This window comes from Hymenobacter sp., assembly GCF_031398885.1.
Taxonomy (GTDB): domain Bacteria; phylum Bacteroidota; class Bacteroidia; order Cytophagales; family Hymenobacteraceae; genus Hymenobacter.
Genome location: NZ_JANNOD010000059.1, coordinates 157,789 through 179,472, shown reverse-complemented (window position 1 = coordinate 179,472; position 21,684 = coordinate 157,789). Strand labels below are relative to the sequence as shown.

19 protein-coding genes are annotated in these 21,684 nt (G+C 63.8%); 6 read left to right on the top strand and 13 right to left on the bottom strand.

Annotated features, from left to right (window positions below; all coding sequences use genetic code 11):
• Positions 1 to 566 precede the first annotated feature (566 nt).
• The 6 genes from RMO51_RS12810 to RMO51_RS12785 all read right to left on the bottom strand — a co-directional run bounded on the left by RMO51_RS12810 (position 567) and on the right by RMO51_RS12785 (position 5,142).
• Positions 567 to 1,151 carry a hypothetical protein gene (locus RMO51_RS12810; protein ID WP_310395206.1) on the bottom strand — a complete coding sequence of 195 codons (585 nt, stop codon included), beginning with the start codon at positions 1,149 to 1,151 and terminating at the stop codon, positions 567 to 569.
• A 73-nt stretch (positions 1,152 to 1,224) separates the two neighbouring features.
• Positions 1,225 to 1,737, bottom strand: coding sequence for a 1,2-phenylacetyl-CoA epoxidase subunit PaaD (gene paaD / locus RMO51_RS12805; protein WP_310395205.1), 513 nt, complete (start codon positions 1,735 to 1,737; stop codon positions 1,225 to 1,227).
• 76 nt (positions 1,738 to 1,813) lie between these two features.
• Positions 1,814 to 2,599, bottom strand: a complete 786-nt coding sequence (paaC, locus tag RMO51_RS12800; protein WP_310395202.1) for a 1,2-phenylacetyl-CoA epoxidase subunit PaaC — start codon at positions 2,597 to 2,599, stop codon at positions 1,814 to 1,816.
• 72 nt (positions 2,600 to 2,671) lie between these two features.
• Complete coding sequence (locus RMO51_RS12795; RefSeq protein WP_310395200.1) at positions 2,672 to 3,352, bottom strand: phenylacetic acid degradation b; 681 nt, start codon at positions 3,350 to 3,352, stop codon at positions 2,672 to 2,674.
• A gap of 103 nt (positions 3,353 to 3,455) precedes the next feature.
• Positions 3,456 to 4,448 (bottom strand): 1,2-phenylacetyl-CoA epoxidase subunit PaaA, encoded by a 993-nt coding sequence (gene paaA / locus RMO51_RS12790; RefSeq protein ID WP_310395198.1) that lies wholly within the window; start codon positions 4,446 to 4,448, stop codon positions 3,456 to 3,458.
• Between the two features lie 106 nt (positions 4,449 to 4,554).
• Positions 4,555 to 5,142: a TetR/AcrR family transcriptional regulator gene (locus RMO51_RS12785; RefSeq protein WP_310395196.1), complete on the bottom strand. Its 588-nt coding sequence runs from the start codon at positions 5,140 to 5,142 to the stop codon at positions 4,555 to 4,557.
• A 202-nt stretch (positions 5,143 to 5,344) separates the two neighbouring features.
• On the opposite strand from RMO51_RS12785, the gene RMO51_RS12780 reads away from it, so the two are divergent.
• From RMO51_RS12780 to RMO51_RS12760, 5 genes are all read left to right on the top strand, one after another.
• The gene (locus RMO51_RS12780) at positions 5,345 to 6,496 is read left to right on the top strand and encodes a T9SS type A sorting domain-containing protein (protein WP_310395194.1); all 1,152 of its coding nucleotides are present in this window, start codon (positions 5,345 to 5,347) and stop codon (positions 6,494 to 6,496) included.
• A gap of 221 nt (positions 6,497 to 6,717) precedes the next feature.
• Positions 6,718 to 7,746, top strand: a complete 1,029-nt coding sequence (thiL, locus tag RMO51_RS12775) for a thiamine-phosphate kinase (protein WP_310395193.1) — start codon at positions 6,718 to 6,720, stop codon at positions 7,744 to 7,746.
• A 139-nt stretch (positions 7,747 to 7,885) separates the two neighbouring features.
• Positions 7,886 to 8,422, top strand: a complete 537-nt coding sequence (locus RMO51_RS12770) for a YMGG-like glycine zipper-containing protein (protein ID WP_310395191.1) — start codon at positions 7,886 to 7,888, stop codon at positions 8,420 to 8,422.
• Positions 8,423 to 8,649: 227 nt separating this feature from the next.
• Positions 8,650 to 9,105 carry a DUF4440 domain-containing protein gene (locus RMO51_RS12765; RefSeq protein ID WP_310395189.1) on the top strand — a complete coding sequence of 152 codons (456 nt, stop codon included), beginning with the start codon at positions 8,650 to 8,652 and terminating at the stop codon, positions 9,103 to 9,105.
• Positions 9,106 to 9,359: 254 nt separating this feature from the next.
• Positions 9,360 to 10,070 carry a hypothetical protein gene (locus tag RMO51_RS12760; RefSeq protein WP_310395188.1) on the top strand — a complete coding sequence of 237 codons (711 nt, stop codon included), beginning with the start codon at positions 9,360 to 9,362 and terminating at the stop codon, positions 10,068 to 10,070.
• 419 nt (positions 10,071 to 10,489) lie between these two features.
• Here the strand turns inward: RMO51_RS12760 and RMO51_RS12755 are convergent, their stop codons facing one another.
• The 3 genes from RMO51_RS12755 to RMO51_RS12745 form a co-directional block, all read right to left on the bottom strand.
• Positions 10,490 to 11,116, bottom strand: a complete 627-nt coding sequence (locus RMO51_RS12755; protein ID WP_310395185.1) for a hypothetical protein — start codon at positions 11,114 to 11,116, stop codon at positions 10,490 to 10,492.
• Between the two features lie 3 nt (positions 11,117 to 11,119).
• Positions 11,120 to 12,058, bottom strand: a complete 939-nt coding sequence (locus RMO51_RS12750) for a ring-cleaving dioxygenase (protein ID WP_310395184.1) — start codon at positions 12,056 to 12,058, stop codon at positions 11,120 to 11,122.
• A 563-nt stretch (positions 12,059 to 12,621) separates the two neighbouring features.
• A complete protein-coding gene (locus RMO51_RS12745; protein ID WP_310395182.1) occupies positions 12,622 to 14,199 on the bottom strand; it encodes an MFS transporter in 1,578 nt (525 codons plus the stop codon).
• Positions 14,200 to 14,551: 352 nt separating this feature from the next.
• Here RMO51_RS12745 and RMO51_RS12740 point away from each other — a divergent pair, with 352 nt between their 5' ends.
• Entirely contained in the window at positions 14,552 to 14,791 is a 240-nt protein-coding gene (locus tag RMO51_RS12740; protein WP_310395181.1) for a hypothetical protein, read from the top strand.
• A 96-nt stretch (positions 14,792 to 14,887) separates the two neighbouring features.
• Here RMO51_RS12740 and RMO51_RS12735 read toward each other — a convergent pair whose 3' ends face one another.
• The 4 genes from RMO51_RS12735 to RMO51_RS12720 form a co-directional block, all read right to left on the bottom strand.
• Positions 14,888 to 15,262 (bottom strand): hypothetical protein, encoded by a 375-nt coding sequence (locus RMO51_RS12735; RefSeq protein WP_310395179.1) that lies wholly within the window; start codon positions 15,260 to 15,262, stop codon positions 14,888 to 14,890.
• Between the two features lie 6 nt (positions 15,263 to 15,268).
• Positions 15,269 to 15,775 carry a hypothetical protein gene (locus RMO51_RS12730; RefSeq protein ID WP_310395177.1) on the bottom strand — a complete coding sequence of 169 codons (507 nt, stop codon included), beginning with the start codon at positions 15,773 to 15,775 and terminating at the stop codon, positions 15,269 to 15,271.
• Positions 15,776 to 15,789: 14 nt separating this feature from the next.
• Positions 15,790 to 17,202: a 23S rRNA (uracil(1939)-C(5))-methyltransferase RlmD gene (rlmD, locus tag RMO51_RS12725; RefSeq protein ID WP_310395175.1), complete on the bottom strand. Its 1,413-nt coding sequence runs from the start codon at positions 17,200 to 17,202 to the stop codon at positions 15,790 to 15,792.
• A 189-nt stretch (positions 17,203 to 17,391) separates the two neighbouring features.
• Positions 17,392 to 21,618: a gliding motility-associated C-terminal domain-containing protein gene (locus RMO51_RS12720; protein WP_310395174.1), complete on the bottom strand. Its 4,227-nt coding sequence runs from the start codon at positions 21,616 to 21,618 to the stop codon at positions 17,392 to 17,394.
• Positions 21,619 to 21,684: the final 66 nt, after the last annotated feature.

Genomic DNA, 21,684 nt, shown 5'->3' with positions numbered 1-21,684 from the left:
CGCTCGCCGCCGGCCGCGTCATACAAACAGCCAAACGTTGGCGGGTAGAAAACACCGGGGGATTGCTTCGCGACGCCCCCCCCCCCGTTTGGTTGGGTTGCAACTACCTAGCGCGGCGGAGTGCCGCACCAATTCCAGTTTTCTTCGAGGCAAGAGACCTCAGCTTGGTCTATGCAGTCTGCGCCGATAATATCGTTGCAAATCACTCTCTTGTACCCAATTCTAAGAACCTGCCCTTCGCGTTGCCGGGGCTCGTACGCTTCCCACACTGCACCAGTCGGCTGCAGCCGGTAGCCATCGGCCAGCTCCAAGGTGGTGTGCTCCGTGGGGCAAAAGCTAGTATTGCCAGGGCACAAGCGCACCGTCACTACGGTGTCGCAGTTCCCAGTGGGCTCAACATCTTCCTTGTTGGTGCAGCCTGCTAGTCCGAAAATGGCAGCTAGACTGGAGGCGGCAAATATCTGAAGGGTGAAGAATGGACGCATCTGATTGGCGTTTAAGAAGTGAAGGGTAGTTATTGCCCCTGACCTCTGAAGCCGCTCAGCGGTTGCACGCCCACCCAAAAATTACGGTAGCTGCACTGTGAACAGCGGCAGCGGTTTCAGCGTGGCGTATTTGCCGCCCAGCGACTGGAGCTCGGCCTGGTGCAGCTTGAGGTAGTCGTTGTGCTGCCGGGCGGCGCGGTCGTACTGCACCCGGAAGCCGACCACGCCGGCATCGAGCTGCTGCAGGCCCTCGACAAAATTGCGGGCGTTTTCGCTGGGGGCGTTGCCGCCGGGCGCGGCCGCCGGGTAGAGCACGCGCAACAGCGAATCCTGGGCGGCGTCGTACTGGTCAATCAGGGCCGAGGTGGCCATGGTTTGCTGGGTGTAGCGGCGGGCTTTGAGGCGGGCGTTGGCGCGCTCCAGGGCCTGCACCTGGGCGGCGTCGGTACCGGGCTGGTCTTTCAGCTCGCGGAGCAGCAGGCGCGTAACGCCTATTTTCTGGTCGTCGCTCTCCATCATGCCGCGCCACTTCAGGTCCACGGAATCGCGCAGCACGTCGAACTGGGTTTTCACGGCAGCAACCGAGGCGGGATTCCGCGCGGCGGTTTTGCTGCCGTCGCGCTTGCAGGAGGCAGCGCAGCCCGTGACGATTACCAAGGCGACCATGGCCGCTTTAAACGGGGAGAAAATGGGAATGCGCATCGAAGAACCAAGAGGGTAAATGGCCGGTGCGGCAAAGCTACACTGGCTTGAATTGCTCGAACAGCTGGCGGCAGGTGTGGCAGTAGTGCACGGCCCGGCACAGCGTAGCCCCAAACGGCGTGCGCAACTCGGTATTGTGGCCGTGGCAGTTGGGGCACTCGGCGTATTCGAGAAAATCCAGGTCCAGCACCCGGTTGCCGAGCACCGGCGGCGGCGAGAGCTTATGCTGGCGCAGCGCCTGGCGGCCGGCTTCAGTGAGCATATCCGACGTCCAGGCCTCGCGCAGGCTGATTTCGACTTCCACCGCGGGCACGCCGTGGGCCAGCAGGGTGCGCTCCACGTCGCGTTTCATGTAGTCCATAGCCGGGCAGCCGGCAAACGTGGGCGTGAGGTGCACCCGCACTTTGCCCGTGCCCTCGTCCACCTCCACGCCGCGCACCACGCCCAAGTCGATGAGCGAGATAGTCGGAATCTCGGGGTCCTTTACGGCTTGCAGCCAGTCCATTATCTGGCTGATGGCTGGTAGCTGTTGGCTTTTAGTTTTGTTCATACTGTTTATTCTTCAAGCAGATTCTAAGCAAAAGAGCTAACAGCCAGAAGCCATCAGCTAACAGCTTAAAAAAAGCCTACCAGTCCGCCGTGGGGTCGAGGCGGAACACCTCGGCCATCTCGTCGAGCAGCGGCTGCAGGTGCTCGGTGTGCTGGCCCTGGCGCCCGCCGGCTACCGGAGTCAGGGTGAGTACATCGGGCATTTCCAGCGCCGTCTGGGCCAGTACTTTGGTGATGCTCGCCAGCCAGCGCCCGCGCAGCTCGTCTTCGCCCACGAACAAGCCCGAGCCGATGATGTCCGGCTCGGCATCGGTTTTTTCGAAGATGCCCAGGGCGTAGGGCAGGGTGAAGTTTAGCGCCCGCTGCATCCGTTCAATGGCTTCTTCGGTGGCGGTGCCCAGGCGCTTCATCCAGGTGTTGGCGTGCAGGGCGTGGTATTTCAGCTCGCCGCGCAGCTTGCGGGCCACCTGGGCCAGCGGCTCGTAGCTGCTGGTGGCCAGGGCCTCGAAGCGCAGCAACTCGGCGTGGTCGAACAGGAAGTGGCGGGTCAGGCTGAAGTCGTACTCCCCGATGGGCAGCTCCACCAACTGGCAGCAGTGAAACTGAGGGGCGTTGCGGGTAAAGGCCACCGTGTCGGGCTCGGCCTCGCCCAGCGCGTGCAGCAGCGAGTATAGTTGCAGGCTGTGGCCGAGCTTGTCCTGGGCCATGCTCGAAAAAGCAATGTCCTCCTCCAAAATGGGCCCCAGCCCGTTCCATTCGGAGTTGCGGTGGCCCAGGATGAGCTGGTCGTCGGCCAGGCGGTAGAGCAGGTCGAGTTTGGGGTCTTGGGGGCTTAGCTGACGCTGACCTTCGGTTGGGGACATAGGGGCTTGGTCTGTTAGGATGTGAAATGGCAGGGGAAAAGAAGGCTGGGGCGGGTCCGATAGGCCAAGCTCCTAAGTTTCCAAGCCCCCGAGCCCCTCCAGTTTGAATTTCTCAATCCGGTCCTGCACTTTGTAGGAGATGGCGTCGCGGTATTTCTTATCCGGTGTGCTGGCCCAGATGTCGCGGTCTTCCTCGTCGGAGCGCAGCACGTCAGCCGAGCGCACGGCCCACACGTTCACCACCGGCCGTTGCTCCCCGAATACGGCCTTGGCCACTTGCAGGGCGGCGGCCGGCGAGGCGGCGCGCACTTTGCCCACGTGCTGGTGCGCCTTGCCGCGCTTTTTGAGGTGGAAGATGTCGTAATCCTCCTCGCCCGCCGCGTAAGCAGCTTCCTCGGCCAGGGTATCGTCGGCTTCGCCGGGGGCGGGCGCTTTGCTGGCGGCTAGCAGCGGCAGCGTGTCATAAGCCGACTCCTGGTCGCCCACGTACGCCGTCACGCTGATGGCCGCCGTGGGCACCACCCACAGGCCGGTGCAGGCAAAGCGCCGGCTGTACTGCTCCTTGGCAAACAAAAACGCCACGTCGGCCTCCGGCGCGTGCACCGGGCCCACGTACACAAATGGCGTTCCCTCTTTCTTCTGATGAAACACCTCGTAGGTGCCAAACTGGTCGAGGGCGCCCTTAGCAGCCGGTTCAGCCGGCGCATCGGGCAGCCCCAGCCGGTTCATGCGCGGGTCGTGTGACTGTATCATTGGGAATTAAAAATGAAGAATTAAAAATGAGGCAAAATGAGCGGATAGCCTTGTTGCCGTTTAGCGCATTTTTAATTCCTGATTTTTAATTTTTAATTGATTTTTACGCCAGCGGGCGCACGTACTGCGCCTTGGGCGTGAGCAGGGCGCGGCGCACCCAGGCGCCGTTCTCCTCGGCGGCGCGGCGCACGGCAATGCGCTCGGCGTTGCAGGGGCCGTCGCCGTTAATCACGCGCTTGAAGTCTTCCCAGTCGGGCTCGGTGAACTCCCATTGGCCGGTTGCCTCGTTTTTACGAAGGTTAGCGTCGGGCACGGTCAGGCCAATTTCCCAGATTTTGGGCACGTACATGTCCAGGAACTGGTTGCGGCACTCGTCGTTGCTGGCCATCTTCACCTTCCAGCGCATCAGAATTTCGGTGTGCACGCTCATCTTGTCGCTCGGGCCGAAGAAGGTCATGATGGCCGGCCACCAGCGGTTGAGGGCCGCCTGCATCATGGCGCGCTGCACGGGCGTGCCGGTGGCCAGGTGCACCACGGCGTCGTGCCCGTATTTGAGGTGAAAGGCTTCCTCGGCGCAAATCCGGTCGAGGGCGCGGCAGTAGGGGCCGTAGCTGCCCTTGGCATTGGCCAGCTGGTTCACGATGGCGCCGGCGTCAATCAACCAGGAAATCACGTTCGAGTCGGCCCAGGTCGGCGTGGGGTAGTTGAACACGTTGGAGTACTTGCTCTTGCCGTTGATGAGGTCGGTGAGCATTTCCTCGCGGGTCTTGCCCAGCGTTTCGGCCGCCGAGTACAGCAGTTGCGCGTGGCCCACCTCGTCCTGCACCTTGGCCATCTGGGCCATTTTGCGGCGGAAGCCGGGGGCCCGGGTTATCCAGGTGCCCTCGGGCAGCGAGCCGATGATTTCGGAGTGCGCGTGCTGCTCAATCATGCGGGTGAGCTGCTTGCGGTAGAGGGCCGGCATCCAGTCGCCGGGCTCAATCTTCTCGCCCCGGGCAATGCGGGCCTCAAACTCGGCCAGCAGGAGGGGGTCTTCGTTTTCCAGGCCGGTGGCGGCGGTGGTCGGCAAGTCGTGGGTGCTGGCGGAACCGTACATTTTTAATGGGGAATTAAGAATGAGGAATGAAGAATTATTGGGGGAGGAATGCGGAAGAGAGTATGAGAGAGCGAGAAGTTACTGGGTAATTCCTCATGCTTCATTTCTACCTCCTCATTCCGTTTAACAGTTGCTCGGCGAGGCGGTGGGCTATTTCGTCGGGGGTCAGTTTGCCATCGGGGCGGTACCAGGTGGGCAGCCAGTTGAGGCTGGCCAGCAGGGTGAGGACGGCAAAAGCGGCGTCGGGCGCGTGCAACTCGCCAGCGGCGATGCCGCGCTGCACCAGCCCCCGAAAGCCGGCTTCGTACCGGTCGCGCAGGGCCAGGAACTCGGTGCGGGCCGGCTCGCTCAGGTGGCGCCATTCGTGCAAAAACACCGCCGAAGCGGCGCTGTCGCGGGTGAGCACCCGCACGTGGGCTTCCATGGCCAGGCGCAACTGCGTGGCCAGCGGGGCGGTGGCACCAACGGTGGCGGCGTCGAAGCCGGCAAAAAAGTCGGCGGCCAAGCCGAAGCACACCCGGTGCAAAATTTCCTCTTTCGACTTGATATGCGAGTACAAGCTACCGGCCTCCAGGCCCAGCTCGGTGGCCAGCTCCCGCATGCTGGTGGCCGCAAAGCCGCGCGCCCGGAACAGGGCCGTGGCGGTGCGGTCGATTTGGGCTTTGCGCGGGCGAAGAGGAGTGGCCGGGGACATGGTGACGGTAAAGATACACTTGCTAACGCTTGTTAGCAAACATTGGTTACGCCCTTCTTTAGTTGATGCCGGGCTCGTGGGCGCAAGCCCATGGTTTTGAGAATCATGAGTCCGCTTTCCAGTTCATGTCATGGTAATGAATGAATCTGTGCCAGGCGCTTATCTTTGCCGGTGCACAGGCTTTTTTACTCCAAATTTTTTTATGAAACACCAGTACTCTTTGCTTTCGGCGGCCCTTTTGCTGGCCGGCGCTGCTCATGCCCAAGGCACCGAGCTATTCTTTTCCGAATACGACGAAGGCGCCCACATGAGCGGCACGGTGTATTCGCCGGGGGCGCCCGCTTCGACGGGCAACGAACGGGCCATCGAAATCTACAATCCAACCAATAACACGGTCAACCTCAATCCTTACTCCATCCGGCGCTATTCCAACGGCAGCACCGCGGTGGTGGAGGAAGAGAGGCTGTTCCGCAGCAACGAAACGCAGCAGGCAGTGGGCGTGAACAGCCTCAACCCGCGTTCCACCTACGTCATTGCCAACGGCCAGTCGACGCTGCCGGTCATCCGCAACGCGGCCAACCAGTTCAGCGTTGCCTACGGCCAGTTGGGGCCCACGGTCCTCATTGGGGGCGGGGCCGTGTACTTTAATGGCAACGATGCCGTGGCGCTGGTGCGCTACCCCGTCACGGCCGGCGTGGACCAGGGCGTGATTGTGGACCTGATTGGCGTGATTGGCGAGGACCCCAAGCAAGGAGGGGCTACCTGCTCGACCGCGACCGGGAACTGGAGCGGCAACAATCCGGCGGACGGCACCGGCACCAGTGCCGTGTTGGTGTCCTCGGCTAATCAGTCCCTCGTCCGCCGTGCCACGGTCTCGCGCGGGGTGACGGCCAACCAGCCCCAGAACCTGCCGAACTCCTGCCCCGGTGTGCGCAGCACCGACCCCGGTGCTTACAACATTGCCACGGAGTGGATGATGTACTCCACGGCATTCCCCGCCGGCAGCCCAAATCCGGGCGGACAGAACTACAACCAATTGGGCAACCACAACGACTACGTGGGTCCGTACGGCGCCTACCAGACCGTTCTCGGCACGCTGGCCAAGTTCAACGCCAACATCAGCGTGTACCCCAACCCGGCCCAGGGCACGGCCACGGTCGAAATTAAAGACGCCAAAGTGGGCAGCGTGGTACTGCTCAACAGCCTCGGCCAGCGCATCAGCGCCCAGGGCAAAGGCCAGGGCCAGGAGAAACTTTTGCTCGACATTTCGGGGCTCAAGGCCGGCCTGTACTTCGTGCAAGTGCTGAGCGCCGATGGCCAGACGAAAATTTACAAAGAGTTGGTGGTGCAGTAAGCGGATTCTTAATAATTAACGGTCGATGACTAACGATTAGTGGCGCATTTGCGGCTTGGTGCGAAAAAGGAGGGAAGCAATTCTCTCCTTTTTTTGCGGGCGTACTTTTGGGTCGAACGTAAGGAATGTGAGCGGAACGCGCCGCAACAGCCGTGCTCGGCTGACGTCTGACGTCCCGCGCCCGCTCAAGCAATAATCACCAACCGTTAACTACAAAAACCGTGGCTGACCTGACGCCCCTCACCGCCATTGGCGAGTTTGCCCTCATTCGCCGCCTGCAACAGGGCATCAATTCGCGGCAGCCCGGCACGGTGCTGGGCATTGGCGACGATGCCGCCATTATTGCGCCCACGCCGGGTGCCGAGCTGGTGATGACCACCGACTTGCTGGTGGAGGGCATTCATTTCGATTTGGCGTTTTGCCCGCTGCGGCACCTGGGCTACAAGGCCGTGGCCGTGAACGTGTCGGACGTGGCGGCCATGAACGCGCTGCCCACGCAGCTGGTGGTGGGCGTGTCGGCGGGCCCGCGCTTCACGGTGGAAGCCATTGAGGAGCTGTACGCGGGCCTGCGCCTGGCCTGCGAGGCCTACAACGTGGACCTGGTGGGCGGCGACACCACGGCGAGCCGCGGCGGCCTCACGCTGGCCGTGACGGTGCTGGGCGAGGCGCCCGCGGGCGCGGCCGTGCGCCGCAGCGGCGGCAAGCCCACCGACCTGCTCTGCGTGAGCGGCGACCTGGGCGGGGCCTTTCTGGGCCTGCAGGTGCTGGAGCGCGAAAAGCAGGCCTTCCTGGCCGACCCGGACACCCAGCCCGAGCTGGCCAACTACGAGTACGTGGTGCAGCGCCAGCTGCGCCCCGAGGCCCGGCTCGACATCGTGCACGAGCTGCGCGAGCTCGGCATCCGGCCCACCAGCATGATTGACATTTCCGACGGCCTGGCGTCGGAGGTGCTGCACCTGTGCGCCGCCAGCGGCACCGGGGCCCGGGTATTCAGCGAGTTTCTGCCCCTGGCCAACCCCACGCTGGAAGCCGCCGCCGAGTTCAACCTCGACCCTATCACCTGCGCCCTGACCGGCGGCGAGGACTACGAGCTGCTGTTCACGGTACCCGTGACGGCGCACGACCAAATCAAAAATCACCCCGATATCACCGTCATCGGGCACCTCACCGCGCCGGCCGAAGGAGCCAACCTCATTACCAGGGCCGGCCAGCCCGTGGCGCTTCAGGCGCAGGGTTGGACGAGTTTTTGACCCGGTTCGTCGCGGACAATCAACCTTCGGTAAGCGCGGCCGTTAGGGTGGGCACAACAGCAGCGGGTTCGGCACGCCAGTTGTCGTTCTGCCAGGAACCGCAGCTGTTTTTCTCCCGCTGACTTTTTATTCTCCGACCATGAATAAGCTCCCGTATATCTTTAGTTTGGTGGTGCTGCTGAGCACCTCGTTCGGTCCATCTTCCGCCCAAGCGCAGGAGCGCCGGGGCTGGAGCCCGCAGGCCAAAGGCGCCGTCATTGGGGCCGGTTCCGGGGCGGTGCTGGGCGCCGTGATTAACAAGCGCAACCGGGCCGTGGGCGGCGTGGTGGGCGGGGTAGCGGGGGGCGCGGTGGGCTACGGCGTCGGCAAGCACATCGATAACAAGCAGAAGGAGCGGGCCCGCATTGCGGCGGCCAACCGGGCCGCGGCGGCCCGCAACGCCGAATACCGCCGCTCGCTGGCGCGCCGCAACGCCCGCCAAACGGTGGCCCCAACCCGCCTCCAACCCGCTGCCATGCCGGGTAATAGCCTGGTGGCTGGCTCCGCCGCAATGGCCTACGACGCGCAGGGCAACCCCGTTCCCTACGCCTCGAACGCCGCTTACTTGCCCAATGACGCTTACGGCGACGCCTCGCACCCGTATTCGACCTCGGAATACCGCCGCAAAAGCTGGTAGCTGCCGGCGCCGCTCAAGCGCTAAACCCCGGGCCCCGCGCCTGGGGTTTGGTTTTTATGGGGCCTCATCGTACTGCCTGAATGGGGCTGTTCCATTTAAGTTGTCAGGCATTAGTTGTCAGTTGTTAGCCCTTTGATAAATATCTGACGAACAACGAGCAACTGACAACTGACAACTCGTTTACTTCTGGACGACTACTTAGTTTGTCACCAATTTTTTTCGATTTTATGAAAGTCCTCCTGTGTAGTTTGCTCATGGCCGCCACGCTCACCTCTTGTACCAAAGCGGACGAAGCGGTGAACATTCAGCGCCTGAACCAAGAATTCATCAGCGCCTGGAACAACAAGGATTCTGGCAAAATCACTGGCTTCCTGGCCGAAGACGTAAGCTTCGTGCAAGGCAGCGCCCATTGGAAGGGAAAAGGTGAGGTCGCGCAGAAGTGGGTTAATGAAACCATGCCCACCATCAGCGGCCTGAAGACCAGCGTGGTAAGTTCGACTACGGACGCCAACACGGCCTACGAAGCCGGCACGTTCTCGGTGGACGTGCTGCCGGCGGGCCCCAACCAGCCCCGCGGCTTTGGCGAAGGCAACTACATTTTCCTTTGGAAAAAGGGCGCCGACAACGCCTGGAAGCTCAGCTACGCGCAGCTGGAAGACCTGCCGGTGCAGCGCCGGAACTAGGCCAGCTGCTGCCTTTTACAAACCTTGCTGCGCCCCAACGGGGCGGTCTGATTCTGGCCTGCGCACGCGCAAAACCAGCGTGCGGCCGCTCTTTTGGGGCTTTTTGTGGTTTTTAAAACTGCCGCTGGCAAGCCGTCCAGCCCCTTTTTGGCCTGCGGCCCACAAAATTCTGAGGAGCTGGCACCACCTTTGTTTTGGGGGCCGCATCCATTCACGCGGGCCCATTGCTGCCCGGTTTTAACCACCAACTAACCATGAAAATGCTGTCCACCCTGCTTCGCCCCCTGACTCTGTTGCTTTTGATGGGCGGGGCGTTTGCCGCCACCAGCTGCGAAAAAGAAGATTCCGTGAACGTAAACCAGGACCGTATTTTCTCGGAGTTTTCCCTCGTTTACAACAAAGCGCAGGATAAAACCTACGCCCGCGCTGCCTTTAAATTTGGCAACCTTACCGGCACGGGCCTCCAGCTTTCGGCCCCGTCGGAGGTGCGGTTCGGCAACGACGTGCTCACCTTCGTGCCGCTGTTGAATTACTACGAGAAGCAGTTTGCCGGCCAGCTGCCCCAGGGGGGTACCTTCACGTTCAAAGACACCGACGGAAAAACCTTCGTCAACGCCGTGCCGGCGCCGGTGGCAGTTGAGTTGCCGGCCTCCCTCGTCGGCTTCGCCAAAGGCAGCGCCTACACCGTGGCGTGGGACGGCGCCCCGGTAGCGGCCAGCGAAACCGTGGACGTGACCATCGACGGCGCCGGGCAGAGCGACCCCATCCAGGTCATTCTGCAGTCGGCCGTGGGCAGCACCAGTCTGATTGTGGCCGCCTCCAACCTGGCTCCGCTGCTCAACGGCCCCGCGCAGGCCTTCACCAACCGCACCCGGATAGTGGACCAGCTTCAGCAGGGCCCTTCGGCGGGTGGGCGCATCGTGTCGCGCTACGAGGGCGCACCCAAAACGGTGCCGGTGCAGTAGCCTTGCACTTTTGCTCACGGCGCGTTTGGTGCCTCATGAGAAGTCTCCTGTTGGGTTTGTGCGCTTCCCCCCCCGGCGGCGACAAGGATGGCAAGAGCGCACCTCCACGGGCTGGCCATGGCCACGCAGGGTCTGCACGGCGCGCGCTGGAGACACACTAGGTTCCGCAACGCGGTGGCGGCCCTGTGCGGGGTCGGCCCGCTGGTAGGGTAGCGCTGCTGCTCGAAGATATGGTCGCGCATGTCGCCCACCCGATGGAAGATGACGGTCCGAGCAAAGGCGTTGTGCGCAGTTCCTTTGCACATCCGGCCCACACGCGGCAACGCAAGTCGACGCTTTTCAGTCAGTCCAGAATGAATAGGCGCCGCTAGCTGCTAAGTTTGCGTAGCTAGCGCGAGCGAGGCCGTCCCCGGTGCTTGCTAGAAGTGCCGGAGCCAAGCGGCGGCGGCGGCCAGGTCAGTTTCCGTCAGGGCGTGGCCGGCGGCCACGTCGTGCCGGGTGAGCTGGAAGCCCCGGCCGGCGAGCAGGGCCGCGTAGGCGGCGGTGTCGGCGGGGCGCACGGTGGGGTCGTGGCTGCCGGGCATGAACAGGACCGGCACCGGGGCCGCGGGCGGCAGCGCGGCCGGTACGTCCCGCGTGAGCGGCTGCATGGGCCGCCAGAGCACGGCCCCGGCCAACAAGCTGGGGTGGAGCAGCAACAGGCTGCCGGCAATGTTGGCCCCGTTGGAATAGCCCACGGCCACGACGTGCGCCAGGTCGAAGCCTTCCTTCGCGCTGGTTTCGCGCAGAAAACGGGCCAGCTCGTGGGTGCGCGCCACCACGTCTTCCTCGTCGAATACGCCCAGGCCGAGGCGGCGGAAGAAGCGGGGCATGCCGCCTTCCAGCACGTTGCCCCGCGCACTCAGCACGTTGAAACCGGGGGCCAGGCGCGGGGCCAGGGGCAGCAGGTCGCGCTCGTCGCCGCCGGTGCCGTGCAGCAGCAGCAGCGTGGGCGCGGCCGCCGCGGCGGCCGCCCGGTACACGTAGGTGAGCGGTTGGTAAGTCATGATTCAGCGGATGACGGGCAGGTGGGCCTCAATCTGGGCGCGGCGGGCCTCGTGCTGCGGGGGCAGCAGCAGGTGGGTGCCCAGCTCGGCCAGCGGCTCATCGACCATAAAGCCGGGGTTGTCGGTGGCGATTTCGAACAGGACTCCGCCCGGCTCGCGGAAATAGAGCGAGTGAAAATACTGCCGGTCAATCTGCGGGGTGATGCTGAGGCCGCGCCGGACGATGATTTCGCGGAAGCGCAGCAGCGTGGCATCGTCCGGTACCCGGAAGGCGACGTGGTGCACCGTGCCGCCGGCCGTCACGGCGGGGCTTTCGCCGGGGGCTTCCACGAGGTCGACCAGGGCGGCGGCGCCCGGCACGGCGTCGGTGGCGTAGCGGAAGCGGTTCACGTGCTGCTCCTGCAGGGTGTAGCCGAACACCTCCGTTAGAATTTGGGCGGTGGCCTTCGCGCTGGCCAGGGTGAGCGTGACGTGATGAAAGCCGCGCAGGGCCACGGCGGGGCCGACCTCGGCCGTGGTCCAGGGCGTGCGCGGGTCGGGGGTTTTCGAGACGGTGAGCTCCAGCTTCAAGCCATCGGGGTCGAGGAAAGTGAGGTAGGGCTCGCCGAATTTCTCGGCGGGCTTGCTGTAGGTCACGCCGTGCTCGTCGAAGCGCTTCATCCAGAAATCGAAGCTGCCGGCGGGCACCGAATACCCAATTTCGGTGGCCTGACCGGGCCCCCGGCGGCCGGCGTGGACGTGCGACCACGGGAAAAACGTGAGGATGGTGCCGGCCGAGCCAATCTCGTCGCCAAAATAAAAGTGGTAGGTGCCGGGGTCGTCGAAATTGACGGTTTTCTTCAGGAAGCGCAGGCCGAGCACGCGGCTGTAGAAGTCGTGGTTGCGCTGCGCGTCGCCCGCGATGGCCGTGATGTGATGCAGGCCCAAAATCTGGTCTTTCATGAGCAAGAGAGGCTAAAAGAGTGAAAAAAGGAGCAGCGCCAAACTTGAGCAGCCAGCCCCTGGCCCGGGTAAACCGTGCGGAAATCACCGGCCGGGGTGCTGGCTGTTGGCTGTCGATAACTTACCAAGTAACCCGTGAATGTAACCCGTGAATGACTTCCAAAAAACATGGATTAGGGTAGAAAAAATTCGGGTGGTGGTCCATAGTAAGATGACACCTTTAAAAAGCTGATGATATTTACACAACACTATTGCGCCAAGTGCGGCAGCGAACACATTCGGCGAAACGGCCATTTGGCCGGCCACGCCCGTTATCAGTGTAAAGCCGGCGGGTACCAGGCGCGGTTTGAGCCGGCGGCCGTCGCCAAAGTGGCCCAGTATGCACAGGTCGATGCGCTGTTGGTGGAACGCAATTCCCAGCGCAGCATCGCCCGCGTCACCGGCGTGGCACGGGTGACGGTTGCCAAACGGCTACGGTACCCCTGACTCCGCGACGTTTGTTGCGAGTTGGCTTTTTCCGCTTGAAGCCTTCGAAAGTTCCGAGACGTATTCACCCGGGTGGACTAGCCAGCGGCCACTGCTCCGGCATTCGGAGTGGTTTGTCGGCGGCCGTTGGGTATCAGCCAGAAGGCGACCCCGGCGCTGCCCAGGGCCAGCCCGGCACACAGCCAGAGCATCCACTGGTAGGTGTCCTCAAAGGCCTGCCCGATGGCGGTCTGCACGGCCGGGCGCTGCGGCGCGGGTACCGAGGCCGGAACGGTTGCCGCCCCCAGCCTGCCGGCCTGCTGGTGCAGGGCCAACCGCGCCGCGGACGAAAGGGGAAGCCGCGCGGTCCGTTGCTGGAGCTGGCCGGCAAAGTGCGTCAGGGCGAAGGCCCCCAGCAGGGCCAGCGCCAGCACGCCGGCCGTGCGGGCAACGGCATTATTGATGCCCGACGCGGTGCCGGCGTAGTGGTCCGCCACGGCCGTCATCACGGCCGTGGTCAGCGGCACCACGGTCAGGGCCATGCCCAGGCCGAAAAGGACGAGGCCCGGAAAAAAAGTCGTCCAGTACTCCGCTGGCCCGGCCGTGAGGCCCACGTGGCCCAGCCAGCCGAAGCCGGCGGCCACCACCAGGGGGCCAGTGGTAAGCAGGGTTCGGGGGCCGTGCGCGTCGGCCCGGCGGCCCGCCCAGCGCGAGAGCAACGAAATCAGGCCGGCCAGGGGCATAAACGCCAGCCCCGCCTGCAGCTGCGAATAGTGCTGCAGCTGCACCAGGTTGAGCGAGAGAAAGAGCATGGCCGCCGTCAGGGCGCCGTACAGCAGCAGTGTGAGCAGGTTGGCCCCGCTGAAGGTGCGGCTGCGAAACAAGGGCAGCGGCAGCATGGGGTGCTTGCTGAGGCTTTCCACGCGCACGAACAACGCCAAAGCGGCTACCCCACCACCGATGGCGCCCCAGGTCAGCGGATGGCCCCACCCACGGTCGGGGGCGGAGAGCAGGCCAAAGGTGAGGGCCGCCAGGCCCGTCGTGGCCAGCGCGCTGCCCGTCCAGTCGGTGCCGGTCGCGGTTTCGTCGCGGGTTTCGGGCACTTTGTGCCAGAGCACCAGCAGCGCCGCCGCCGCCAGGGGCAGGTTGAGCAGGAAAATAACGCGCCACCAGCCGGCATCGGCCAGCCAGCCGCCCAGTGCCGGCCCGCCCAGCGTAACCAGCGTGGTAGTCGCCGACCAGGTGCCGATGGCTTTGCCGCGCTGGTCGGCCGGGAAGCCCGCCGAAATCAGCGCCAGACTGCCTGGAATGAGCAACGCGCCGCCCACGCCCTGCACGATTCGGGCCGCAATGAGCCAGCTGGTGGTGGGCGCGAGCCCGCAACCCAGCGAGGCCAGCGCAAACACACCGATTCCGGCCATGCAAACCCGCTTCCGGCCCAGCCGGTCGCCCAGGGAGCCACCCTCCAGGACAAGCGCGGCCAGTACCAGCAGGTACCCGTTCAACACCCACAGCAGCCCCGCGCCGCTGGCCTGCAGGTCCCGCTGCACGGCCGGCAACGCGGCGTTGAGCGCGGAGCCGTCGATGAAAGCCATGCAGGAGGCCGTAATTGCCGCGGTCAGAATCCAGCGGCCGGAGCCCGGATAACTGGGCGCAGTGGGTTGGGAATTAATCATCGCCGCACAAAAAGAGTAAGCCCGGGAAACGCCTTAAGATAGCCGAAACCCTTCAGAATTGGGTGCTGCTGGTTTGTTGCAACAATTCAGCAGGGCAACAGCAACAAGGGGCAGCAAGCACGGGAGTAGCCAGGCGGTAGGCCCCCTTTTCGGCTCTGTTTTCTTCGGCCTTTCGTTTTTTCTGACTGGATAAAATCTTACGTTTTCCTACTGCTTACAGCGGGGTTTTTGCAGCCGTCGGGCCAGCCTGCCAAGCTGAAATGCAAGCCGGAGGCCATCGGGTAGGCCGCTGGCGCATCAGCCGGGAGCGGGCCGCCCACGGCGCGCAGCAAAGCATGAGCCGGCGCGGCAATTGCTACGACAACGCGCCCGCGAAGTCTTTTGGGGCCGTTTCAAAGCCGAACTCCTCGCCGGCGGTAGCGTGCCCGGCCTGGCCGAAGCCGGGCCCGAAATCAGCCACCACGTTGCCTGTTACAACGCCGCGCGTCGCCACCGCCGCTTGGCCCTGAGCTGCCGCGCCCCCAACCGCTTCAAAATTCACCCGCAAACCACGTCCCAACTCTGTCCGGTTTGGCTAGACCACCTCAACTAATTAATCCACAGCCGCCAACCGGCGCGCCCGGGGATTTTTAGTGAGAAAGCCACGAAGCGAAATGGCCCGCGAGTTCTGAAAAAGGGGACGACGTAATCAATCTTCCGGGTACGGTACGAAGACGAATTTGGTGAATTGCTCGTCGAGCACGAACAGGCAGCAGTACTCGTCGGCATCCTTGTAATTCGCCCTGAAATAGTCGACGCCGTCCGGCTCCACAATGCCCTGCTGCACGAACAATTCCAGGTAGCTGGCGAAGACGTGCCACTCCAGGTTCAACTCGTCGGCATTAATCAAGAGGCCGCCCAATGCCACTTCCTGGCGCGCAAACACGAAGATGGGATACTGGCTGAAGTCGCTCTTGCGAATCTGGGCCGAGGCTTCGAGTAGCGTATCGGACACGACAACGAAATCCTTGGTGATGGTGCCGAGGTATTTGCCGTTGAGTTCGGGGTCGTTGAAGTAGTCCATTTGGAATTAAATGATTTTGCCCTTTTTCCTCAGAAGTAATAAATAGGCGACAAGACCTGCGCATACTACAATAGCGGAATATCCGACATATATGTCTCTGCTGCCTTTGATGAAATAAGGTGTTTGGCCTTTATTAATGAATTGCACTAAACGATTTAAATAAGGATTGCTAGACTTCGTCTCATCAAAATAAACAGTGATTGTGTCTCCTGCTTTTAGCTTATCAAGCTGCTCGAAGGCTGGGCTAAAATCACTGAAATCTTTGCCAATAAATAATTCAAATGTTTTTGGATAACCCTGCATTCTGATGTAACGCAGCTTTCTATTATACGAACCAGGTTCGCCAACTATTGAATCAGCGATACCTGTGATATGGCTTGTTATATGAAAAAATGCTTCCTTGTCTCTGTTGCCTCGCCCTATGATATCAAAACCTAAGAATAAGATAAAAACAATCCCAATCAGTGCTCTGCCAAAAATCTGGGCCGGCTCTTTCTTATATAAGTCTGCCATAAGTCAGAACCGATTTACTTCAATTCCAGCGCCACCACATTCTCCACATGGTGCGTGTGGGGAAACATATCCACTGGCTGCACGCGCGTCACCCGATACGCAGCGTCCAATAATTCCAGGTCGCGGGCCTGGGTGGCGGGGTTGCAGCTGATGTAGACGATGCGGGGGGCGCGCAGCTCCAGCAGGCGGGCCACCACGTCGGGGTGCATACCGGCGCGGGGCGGGTCGGTGATGAGCACGTCGGGGCGGCCGTGGTGGGCGGTGAACTCGGCGGTGAGAATGTCCTTCATGTCGCCGGCGTAGAACTCCATGTTGGTGATGTGGTTGATGTCGGCGTTCACATGGGCGTCGGCCACGGCCTGCGCCACGTACTCGACGCCGATGACTTTGCGGGCCTGGTGGGATACGAAGCTGGCGATGGCGCCGGCGCCGGTGTAGAGGTCGTACACCAGCTCGTCGCCTTTCAGCTCGGCGAAGTCGCGGGCCACTTGGTAGAGCTGGTGGGCGCCTTCGGAGTTGGTTTGATAGAAGGACTTGGGGCCAATGCGGAAGCGCAGGCCTTCCATTGCTTCCTCGATGTAGGGCTTGCCGCGGTAGGTCACCACTTCCAGGTCGTGGAAGGTCTCGTTGCCCTTGCTGTTGAGCACGTAGTTGAGCGAGGTGATGCCGGGAAACTTGGCGTAGAGGGCGTCGAGCAGGGGTTCAATGGCGGGGTCGGCGTGGTAGCACTGCAGGATTACCATCAGCTCGCCGGTGCTCTGGGCCAGGCGGATAATGAGGTTGCGCAGCAGGCCGGTCTGGCGCACGAGGTTGTTGAAGGCCAGGCCGTGTTGGTGGGCGTAGTCGCGCACGAACAGGCGAATTTCGTTGCTCGGCTCGGGCTGGAGCCAGCAGTGCTCCACGTCGATAATCTTGTCGAAGCGGGTGGGGGTGTGGAAGCCCAGCACTTCGCGGTTGTAGGTGCGCGAGTCGTCGTTAATCTGCTCGGTGGTCAGCCAGCCGTTGTCGCTGAAGGTGTATTCGAGCTTGTTGCGGTAGTACGTGCGCTGCGGCGAGGAAAGGATGAACGGAATCTCGGGTAGCGCGACTTTGCCGATGCGCGTGAGCTGGTCGACCACCTGCTGCTGCTTGTAGTGCAGTTGCGAGTCGTAGGTGAGGTGCTGCCACTTGCAGCCGCCGCAGGTGCCAAAGTGCTGGCAAAACGGCGTGGTGCGCTGCTCCGAATAGGAATGGAACTTGACCGGCACGGCTTCCAGAAAGCTCTTTTTGGCCTTGGTGACTTTCAGGTCCACCACGTCGCCGGGGGCCACCTGCGAGACGAAGATGACGAGGTTCTCGACGCGGACGAGGCACTTGCCTTCGGCCACCATGTCCTGAATTGTAACGTTGCGGAGTAATTCGGCGGGTATGTTTTTGGCTCGGCTCATAGGGGGCGCAAAGGTAAATCACGGATTTTGCGGATTCAGGCGGAGTACTCGGATTTTGTAGTCGAAGGCGAATAGCACCATGTTGGGGAACAAAAAAGGCTTGCCGCTGGGCAAGCCTTTTTTGTTTGTTATGAAGGGTAAACGCCTACAAAATTCGAATAATCCGCCTGAATCCGCGAAATCCGTGATTTATTTCACCACCTCAAACCAGCCCTTGGTGCTGGGGCCGTTGGGCAGTTTCAGCAGGTAGTAGTAGGTGCCGGCGGGGGTGCTCTCGTCGCCGCCCCAGTTGTTCTGGTAGCCGGTGGTGCGGTACACCTCGCGGCCCCAGCGGTTGAAGACGGTGAACTGGTTGCCGGGGTAAAGCTGGACGTTGTCAATCACCAGCACGTCGTTGAGGCCGTCGCGGTTGGGGGTGATGATGTTGTAGGTTTTGACGACGTTGGCGAATTCCACGCCGGCCTCGTTCGAGTTGGAGAGCAGGGCGTCGGCATTACTGCTCACGGCCACCACCCGGAAGTTCTGGCTGAAGCCCGCGCCGGTGGTTGAGCCGGGGTCGGCGTTGTCCACGGTCGTTTGCAGGGTGGTGCCCGAAACCGTTGCCACGAGCACGGCCGCGCCGCTGTCGGTGCGGCGAAACACGCGGTATTCCTGCACCGGAAAGCCAATGTAGGCGTTCCAGGCGAGGGCAGTGCGGCCCTGGTCGCGACCCCCGGTGCCGGCCGCGCCGGCGGCCACCAAGCGGATGGTCTGGGCCGTGGTGCTGGCTACCAGCGTGCCGCAGCCGTTGGTCAGGTCCAGCCGGTACTCGTAGGAGTTGGCCGCGGCGTCCACGGCGTTGTTGTCGGCGTAGGTCGTGGCCGAGGCCGCCACCGTGCCCACCGGCGCAAAGGCCCCGTTGCCGGCTACCCGTCGCAGGATGCGCACCGGGTTGGGCGTGTTGGCGCTGGCGGGCGCGTTGAGGGTGAGGATGACGCGGTTGTTGCTGGTGGCATCCACCGAGGCGTTGGTCAGGGCCAGGCCGGGGTTGTCGAGCAGAATGACGCGGGTGGTGGCCGGGCCGGGGCAGGCGGCCGGGCTGGCGCTGGTTGCGGCGGCGCTCACGGCGTAGGGGCCGTTCGGGTTGAAGAGGACCGTGACCTGGCCGCTGGTGCCGCCGGCCGTCACGGTGCCGCCCGTCACGGTCCACGTATAAGTGGCGCCGGCTGGCGGGTTGGCAATGGCGTACGGCTGTGCCGTGGCGAGGTCACACACGAAGCCCGAGCCCGAAATAACGGGCGCCGCCGGCGTGGGGGCCACCGTGAACGGGGTGGTGTAAAGCGGGCCCACGCAGCCGGCGGCCGACGTTTCCTGCACCGTGAGGGCGTAGGTGCCGGGCGCCGGAAGCGCGGCCAGGGTGCGGCTGCTGCCGGTGCCGGCCAAAGTGGTGCCGCTCAGCTGAAAAACATACGTGGAGCCGGCAAAGCCGCCGGGCAGGGCGAAGGTCACCGGGCCGTCGGTCTGGCACACCCGCCCGGGCCCGGTAATGGCCAGGCCGGGGCGGGGCGAGGGGTTGATGAGCACCCGCAAGGTTTCGGAAGTGCCGCGGCAGACGCCCCCGGCGGGGTTGCTGGTTTCGGTCACCACAATTTCGCCGATGGTGGGCACCGTCACCGGATTCCAGCTCACGGTCACCGTATTCTGAAAAGTGCTGACCTGGCTGCCCCCGGTAATGGTCCAGGAATAGCTGGAGCCGTTGGCAAACGACCCGCTGGTGTAGGTGTAGGGCCCGTCGGCCTGGCAGATGGCGCGGGGCAGCGGGGCCACGGCCAGCACGTCGCCCGGGCCGGTGGGCCGCACCGTTTCCAGACGCTGGTTGATGATGACGGGCAGGGTGGTGGTGTCCGAAGAGCAGCCCTGGGCGTTCAGGCGGAACACCTGGAGGTAGGCGCCGGTGCGGGCCGCGCCCCAGTTCACCGTCACGGCCGGGGTGCCCTGCCCGCTGGCAATGGTGCCGCCGCTCACCAGCCAGGTGTACGCCGCGGCCGCGGGGGTCGGCACCGAGTAGGCAATGCCCGTGACGGTGGGGCACACCGAAACGGGGCCGGTGATGGCTTCCGCCGCCGGGCGGGGGTTCACGGTCAGGGTCACGGCGTCGGTGGCCACGCAGCCGCTGGCCGTGGTGGCCGTCAGCGTGTAAGTAATGGTCAGCGGCGCGGCGGTTGCGTTCACGCCCGTGAATACTGGCTGGGCGGCGGTGTTGCTACTCAGCCCGGTGGCCGGGCTCCAGGCGTAGGTGTAACCGGGCAGCGCCGGGGCGCCCAGGGTCAGCTGCTTACGGTCGCATACCGCGGCATCGGGGCCGGCGTTGGCCGTGGCTTCGGGGTCCACGGTCACGCGCACGGTGCCCACGCTCGTGCAGCTGGCGCCCGCCGAAACCGTCAGGGTGTAGGTAAGCACGATGGGCGCGCCGGTGGCGTTGGGCAGCGTCAGGGTGGGCTGGGCCGCGGTGGTGCTGCTCAGGCCGGTGGCCGGGCTCCAGGCGTAGGTGGCGCCCGCAATCGGGGCCGCGCCCAGCGGCGTCGAGGCTACGCCGGGGCAGATGCGGCGGTCGGCGCCGGCGTTGGCGGCGGGCGGCGGGGTCACGACCACGGTCACGCTGGCCGAAATGGTGCAGGTGCCGTCGGTGCCCACCACGGTGTAGGTGTTGGTGGCCGGGGGCGTCACGGTCAGGGTGGTGCTGGTGGAGGTCTGCCCGCCGCCCGACCAGAGGTAGGTGAGGCCCGGCTGGCCGGCCACGGTGAGCGTGGTGGTGCCGCCCAGGCAAATGCTGGGCGCGCTGGGCGTCACGGCCAGGGCGGGCAGGGGGCGGATGTCCACGGTTTTCACCACCGAGTCGGTAAGGCAGCCGCGGGCCGAAACGCCCTTGAGCACCAGCGTGCCGGTGGTGTTGGCGCTGGCCCAGGCCACTTGCACCGCGTTGGTGCCCTGGCCGCCGGCGATGGTGCCGCCCACCACCCGCCAGTTGTAGGAGCTGGGCACGGGCCCGGCGGCGGTGTAGGTGCGCACCGCGGCCGGTTCGCACACCAGCGCCGGGCCGGTGATGGCGCTGGGGCCCGCGGCCCGGGTCACGGTGATGCGGAAGATGTCGGCCACCAGCTTGCCGCCGCAGCCGTTGTCCTTCACCGTCACGGCCAGGTCGTAGGGCGTGGCGCGGGCGTTGCCGCAGGCCGAGTTGAACACGAACGTCCCGCTCACCGAATTCACGCCCGTGGCCGTGGCCGTGCCCGTCAGGTTGCCGGGCTGCACCGTGCCCGTGCTGCCGTTGAAGGTGGTGTTGAACGGGCCGCTGCCGTCGAGCAGGGCGCTGTTCACGGTGAGCACCAGCGGGTGGTTGCCGCTGGCCTGGGTGGCCGTAATAGGAATGCTCAGCGTCTCGCCCTCCTCAATGGTGTAGCTGCGGGGCGTGGTCACGGCCGGGGGCAGCACCGGAGGCGGCGTGGGCGGGCAGGTCGACACCACTAACTGCAAGTCGCGCCGGGTGGTGCCGATGAGCACCTCCAGGCCGTTGATGGTGCGGTACTCCGACACGTCCACCGCCACCACGTACTTGCCGTTGCGCAGGGCCCCGTACTGGGCCACGCCGGTGCTGGCGTTGATGGTGGCAAAGTTGCCGGCCCCCGCCCCAAACGGGTTGGTGGTGCTGAAGCCCGGATTGTAGGGCACGATTTGGGGCAGGGGCGGAAAGGTGCCAAAGCTGGTCCGCTGGCCGTAGGGGCTGCCGAAGGAATACACCAGCCGGTCGCCGTCCGGGTCGAAGGCGTTGTTGAGCGAGATGGTGGTGTCGTTCTGGCACACGATGGCCACGGCCGTGTCCGAAAACACCGGCGAGCGGTTCGTAATCAGCGGCGGGGCCATGCTCACGTACAGGGTGAGGGGCTGGCCGGGGTTCACCGGCGAGTTGAGGTTAGTGATGTCGTAGTTGCGGGCCAGCACCGAGTACACGGCGTAGTAGCCATCGAACGATACCGGCAGCTCGACCGTCCGCACGTACCGCACCAGGTAGAACGGCTGGTTCGGGCCCTGCACGGCGCAGCCCTGCGGCACGGGGGGCTGAACGGGCTGACCGAGGAAACCTTGCCGGGGAATCACGACGGTGAAGAGCCGCGCCCCGGTGGTGCGGTTGTAAAAATCGACCGGCGCATTGGGCGGCGGCGGGGTAATGGTGGGGTCGTTGGCCGCCAGGCCGTTGCTGTACAAGGTCACCGTCACTTCGTAGCGGAACGGGGCTTGGACCGGGCCGTTGGCGTCGAGGTAGCGGTAGCTCATCTCGCCGCCCAGCAGGTGCGAGGCCCGCGCCGGGCGGGCCCCCGGCACGAGCAGCGCCAGGAGCAGCAGCGACCCCCAGAAACGCCGCAGTAGTAGAGTTGTAGCCATACCGAAAACAGTTGTCAGTTACTAGTTGCTCGTTGTCAGCGTGGTTACTCGTTGCTTCTGAGTGGG

Excerpts from the sequence above, each read along its gene's own strand:
- RMO51_RS12760 (WP_310395188.1), top strand. The coding sequence starts at position 9,360 with ATGAAAATGCTGTCCACCCTGCTTCGCCCCCTGACTCTGTTGCTTTTG.
- RMO51_RS12755 (WP_310395185.1), bottom strand. The coding sequence starts at position 11,116 with ATGACTTACCAACCGCTCACCTACGTGTACCGGGCGGCCGCCGCGGCG.
- RMO51_RS12795 (WP_310395200.1), bottom strand. The coding sequence starts at position 3,352 with ATGATACAGTCACACGACCCGCGCATGAACCGGCTGGGGCTGCCCGAT.
- RMO51_RS12735 (WP_310395179.1), bottom strand. The coding sequence starts at position 15,262 with ATGGACTACTTCAACGACCCCGAACTCAACGGCAAATACCTCGGCACC.
- RMO51_RS12780 (WP_310395194.1), top strand. The coding sequence starts at position 5,345 with ATGAAACACCAGTACTCTTTGCTTTCGGCGGCCCTTTTGCTGGCCGGC.
- RMO51_RS12730 (WP_310395177.1), bottom strand. The coding sequence starts at position 15,775 with ATGGCAGACTTATATAAGAAAGAGCCGGCCCAGATTTTTGGCAGAGCA.
- RMO51_RS12765 (WP_310395189.1), top strand. The coding sequence starts at position 8,650 with ATGAAAGTCCTCCTGTGTAGTTTGCTCATGGCCGCCACGCTCACCTCT.
- rlmD (WP_310395175.1), bottom strand. The coding sequence starts at position 17,202 with ATGAGCCGAGCCAAAAACATACCCGCCGAATTACTCCGCAACGTTACA.
- RMO51_RS12810 (WP_310395206.1), bottom strand. The coding sequence starts at position 1,151 with ATGGTCGCCTTGGTAATCGTCACGGGCTGCGCTGCCTCCTGCAAGCGC.
- RMO51_RS12745 (WP_310395182.1), bottom strand. The coding sequence starts at position 14,199 with ATGATTAATTCCCAACCCACTGCGCCCAGTTATCCGGGCTCCGGCCGC.
- paaA (WP_310395198.1), bottom strand. The coding sequence starts at position 4,448 with ATGTACGGTTCCGCCAGCACCCACGACTTGCCGACCACCGCCGCCACC.
- RMO51_RS12785 (WP_310395196.1), bottom strand. The coding sequence starts at position 5,142 with ATGTCCCCGGCCACTCCTCTTCGCCCGCGCAAAGCCCAAATCGACCGC.
- RMO51_RS12770 (WP_310395191.1), top strand. The coding sequence starts at position 7,886 with ATGAATAAGCTCCCGTATATCTTTAGTTTGGTGGTGCTGCTGAGCACC.
- paaD (WP_310395205.1), bottom strand. The coding sequence starts at position 1,737 with ATGAACAAAACTAAAAGCCAACAGCTACCAGCCATCAGCCAGATAATG.
- RMO51_RS12720 (WP_310395174.1), bottom strand. The coding sequence starts at position 21,618 with ATGGCTACAACTCTACTACTGCGGCGTTTCTGGGGGTCGCTGCTGCTC.
- paaC (WP_310395202.1), bottom strand. The coding sequence starts at position 2,599 with ATGTCCCCAACCGAAGGTCAGCGTCAGCTAAGCCCCCAAGACCCCAAA.
- RMO51_RS12750 (WP_310395184.1), bottom strand. The coding sequence starts at position 12,058 with ATGAAAGACCAGATTTTGGGCCTGCATCACATCACGGCCATCGCGGGC.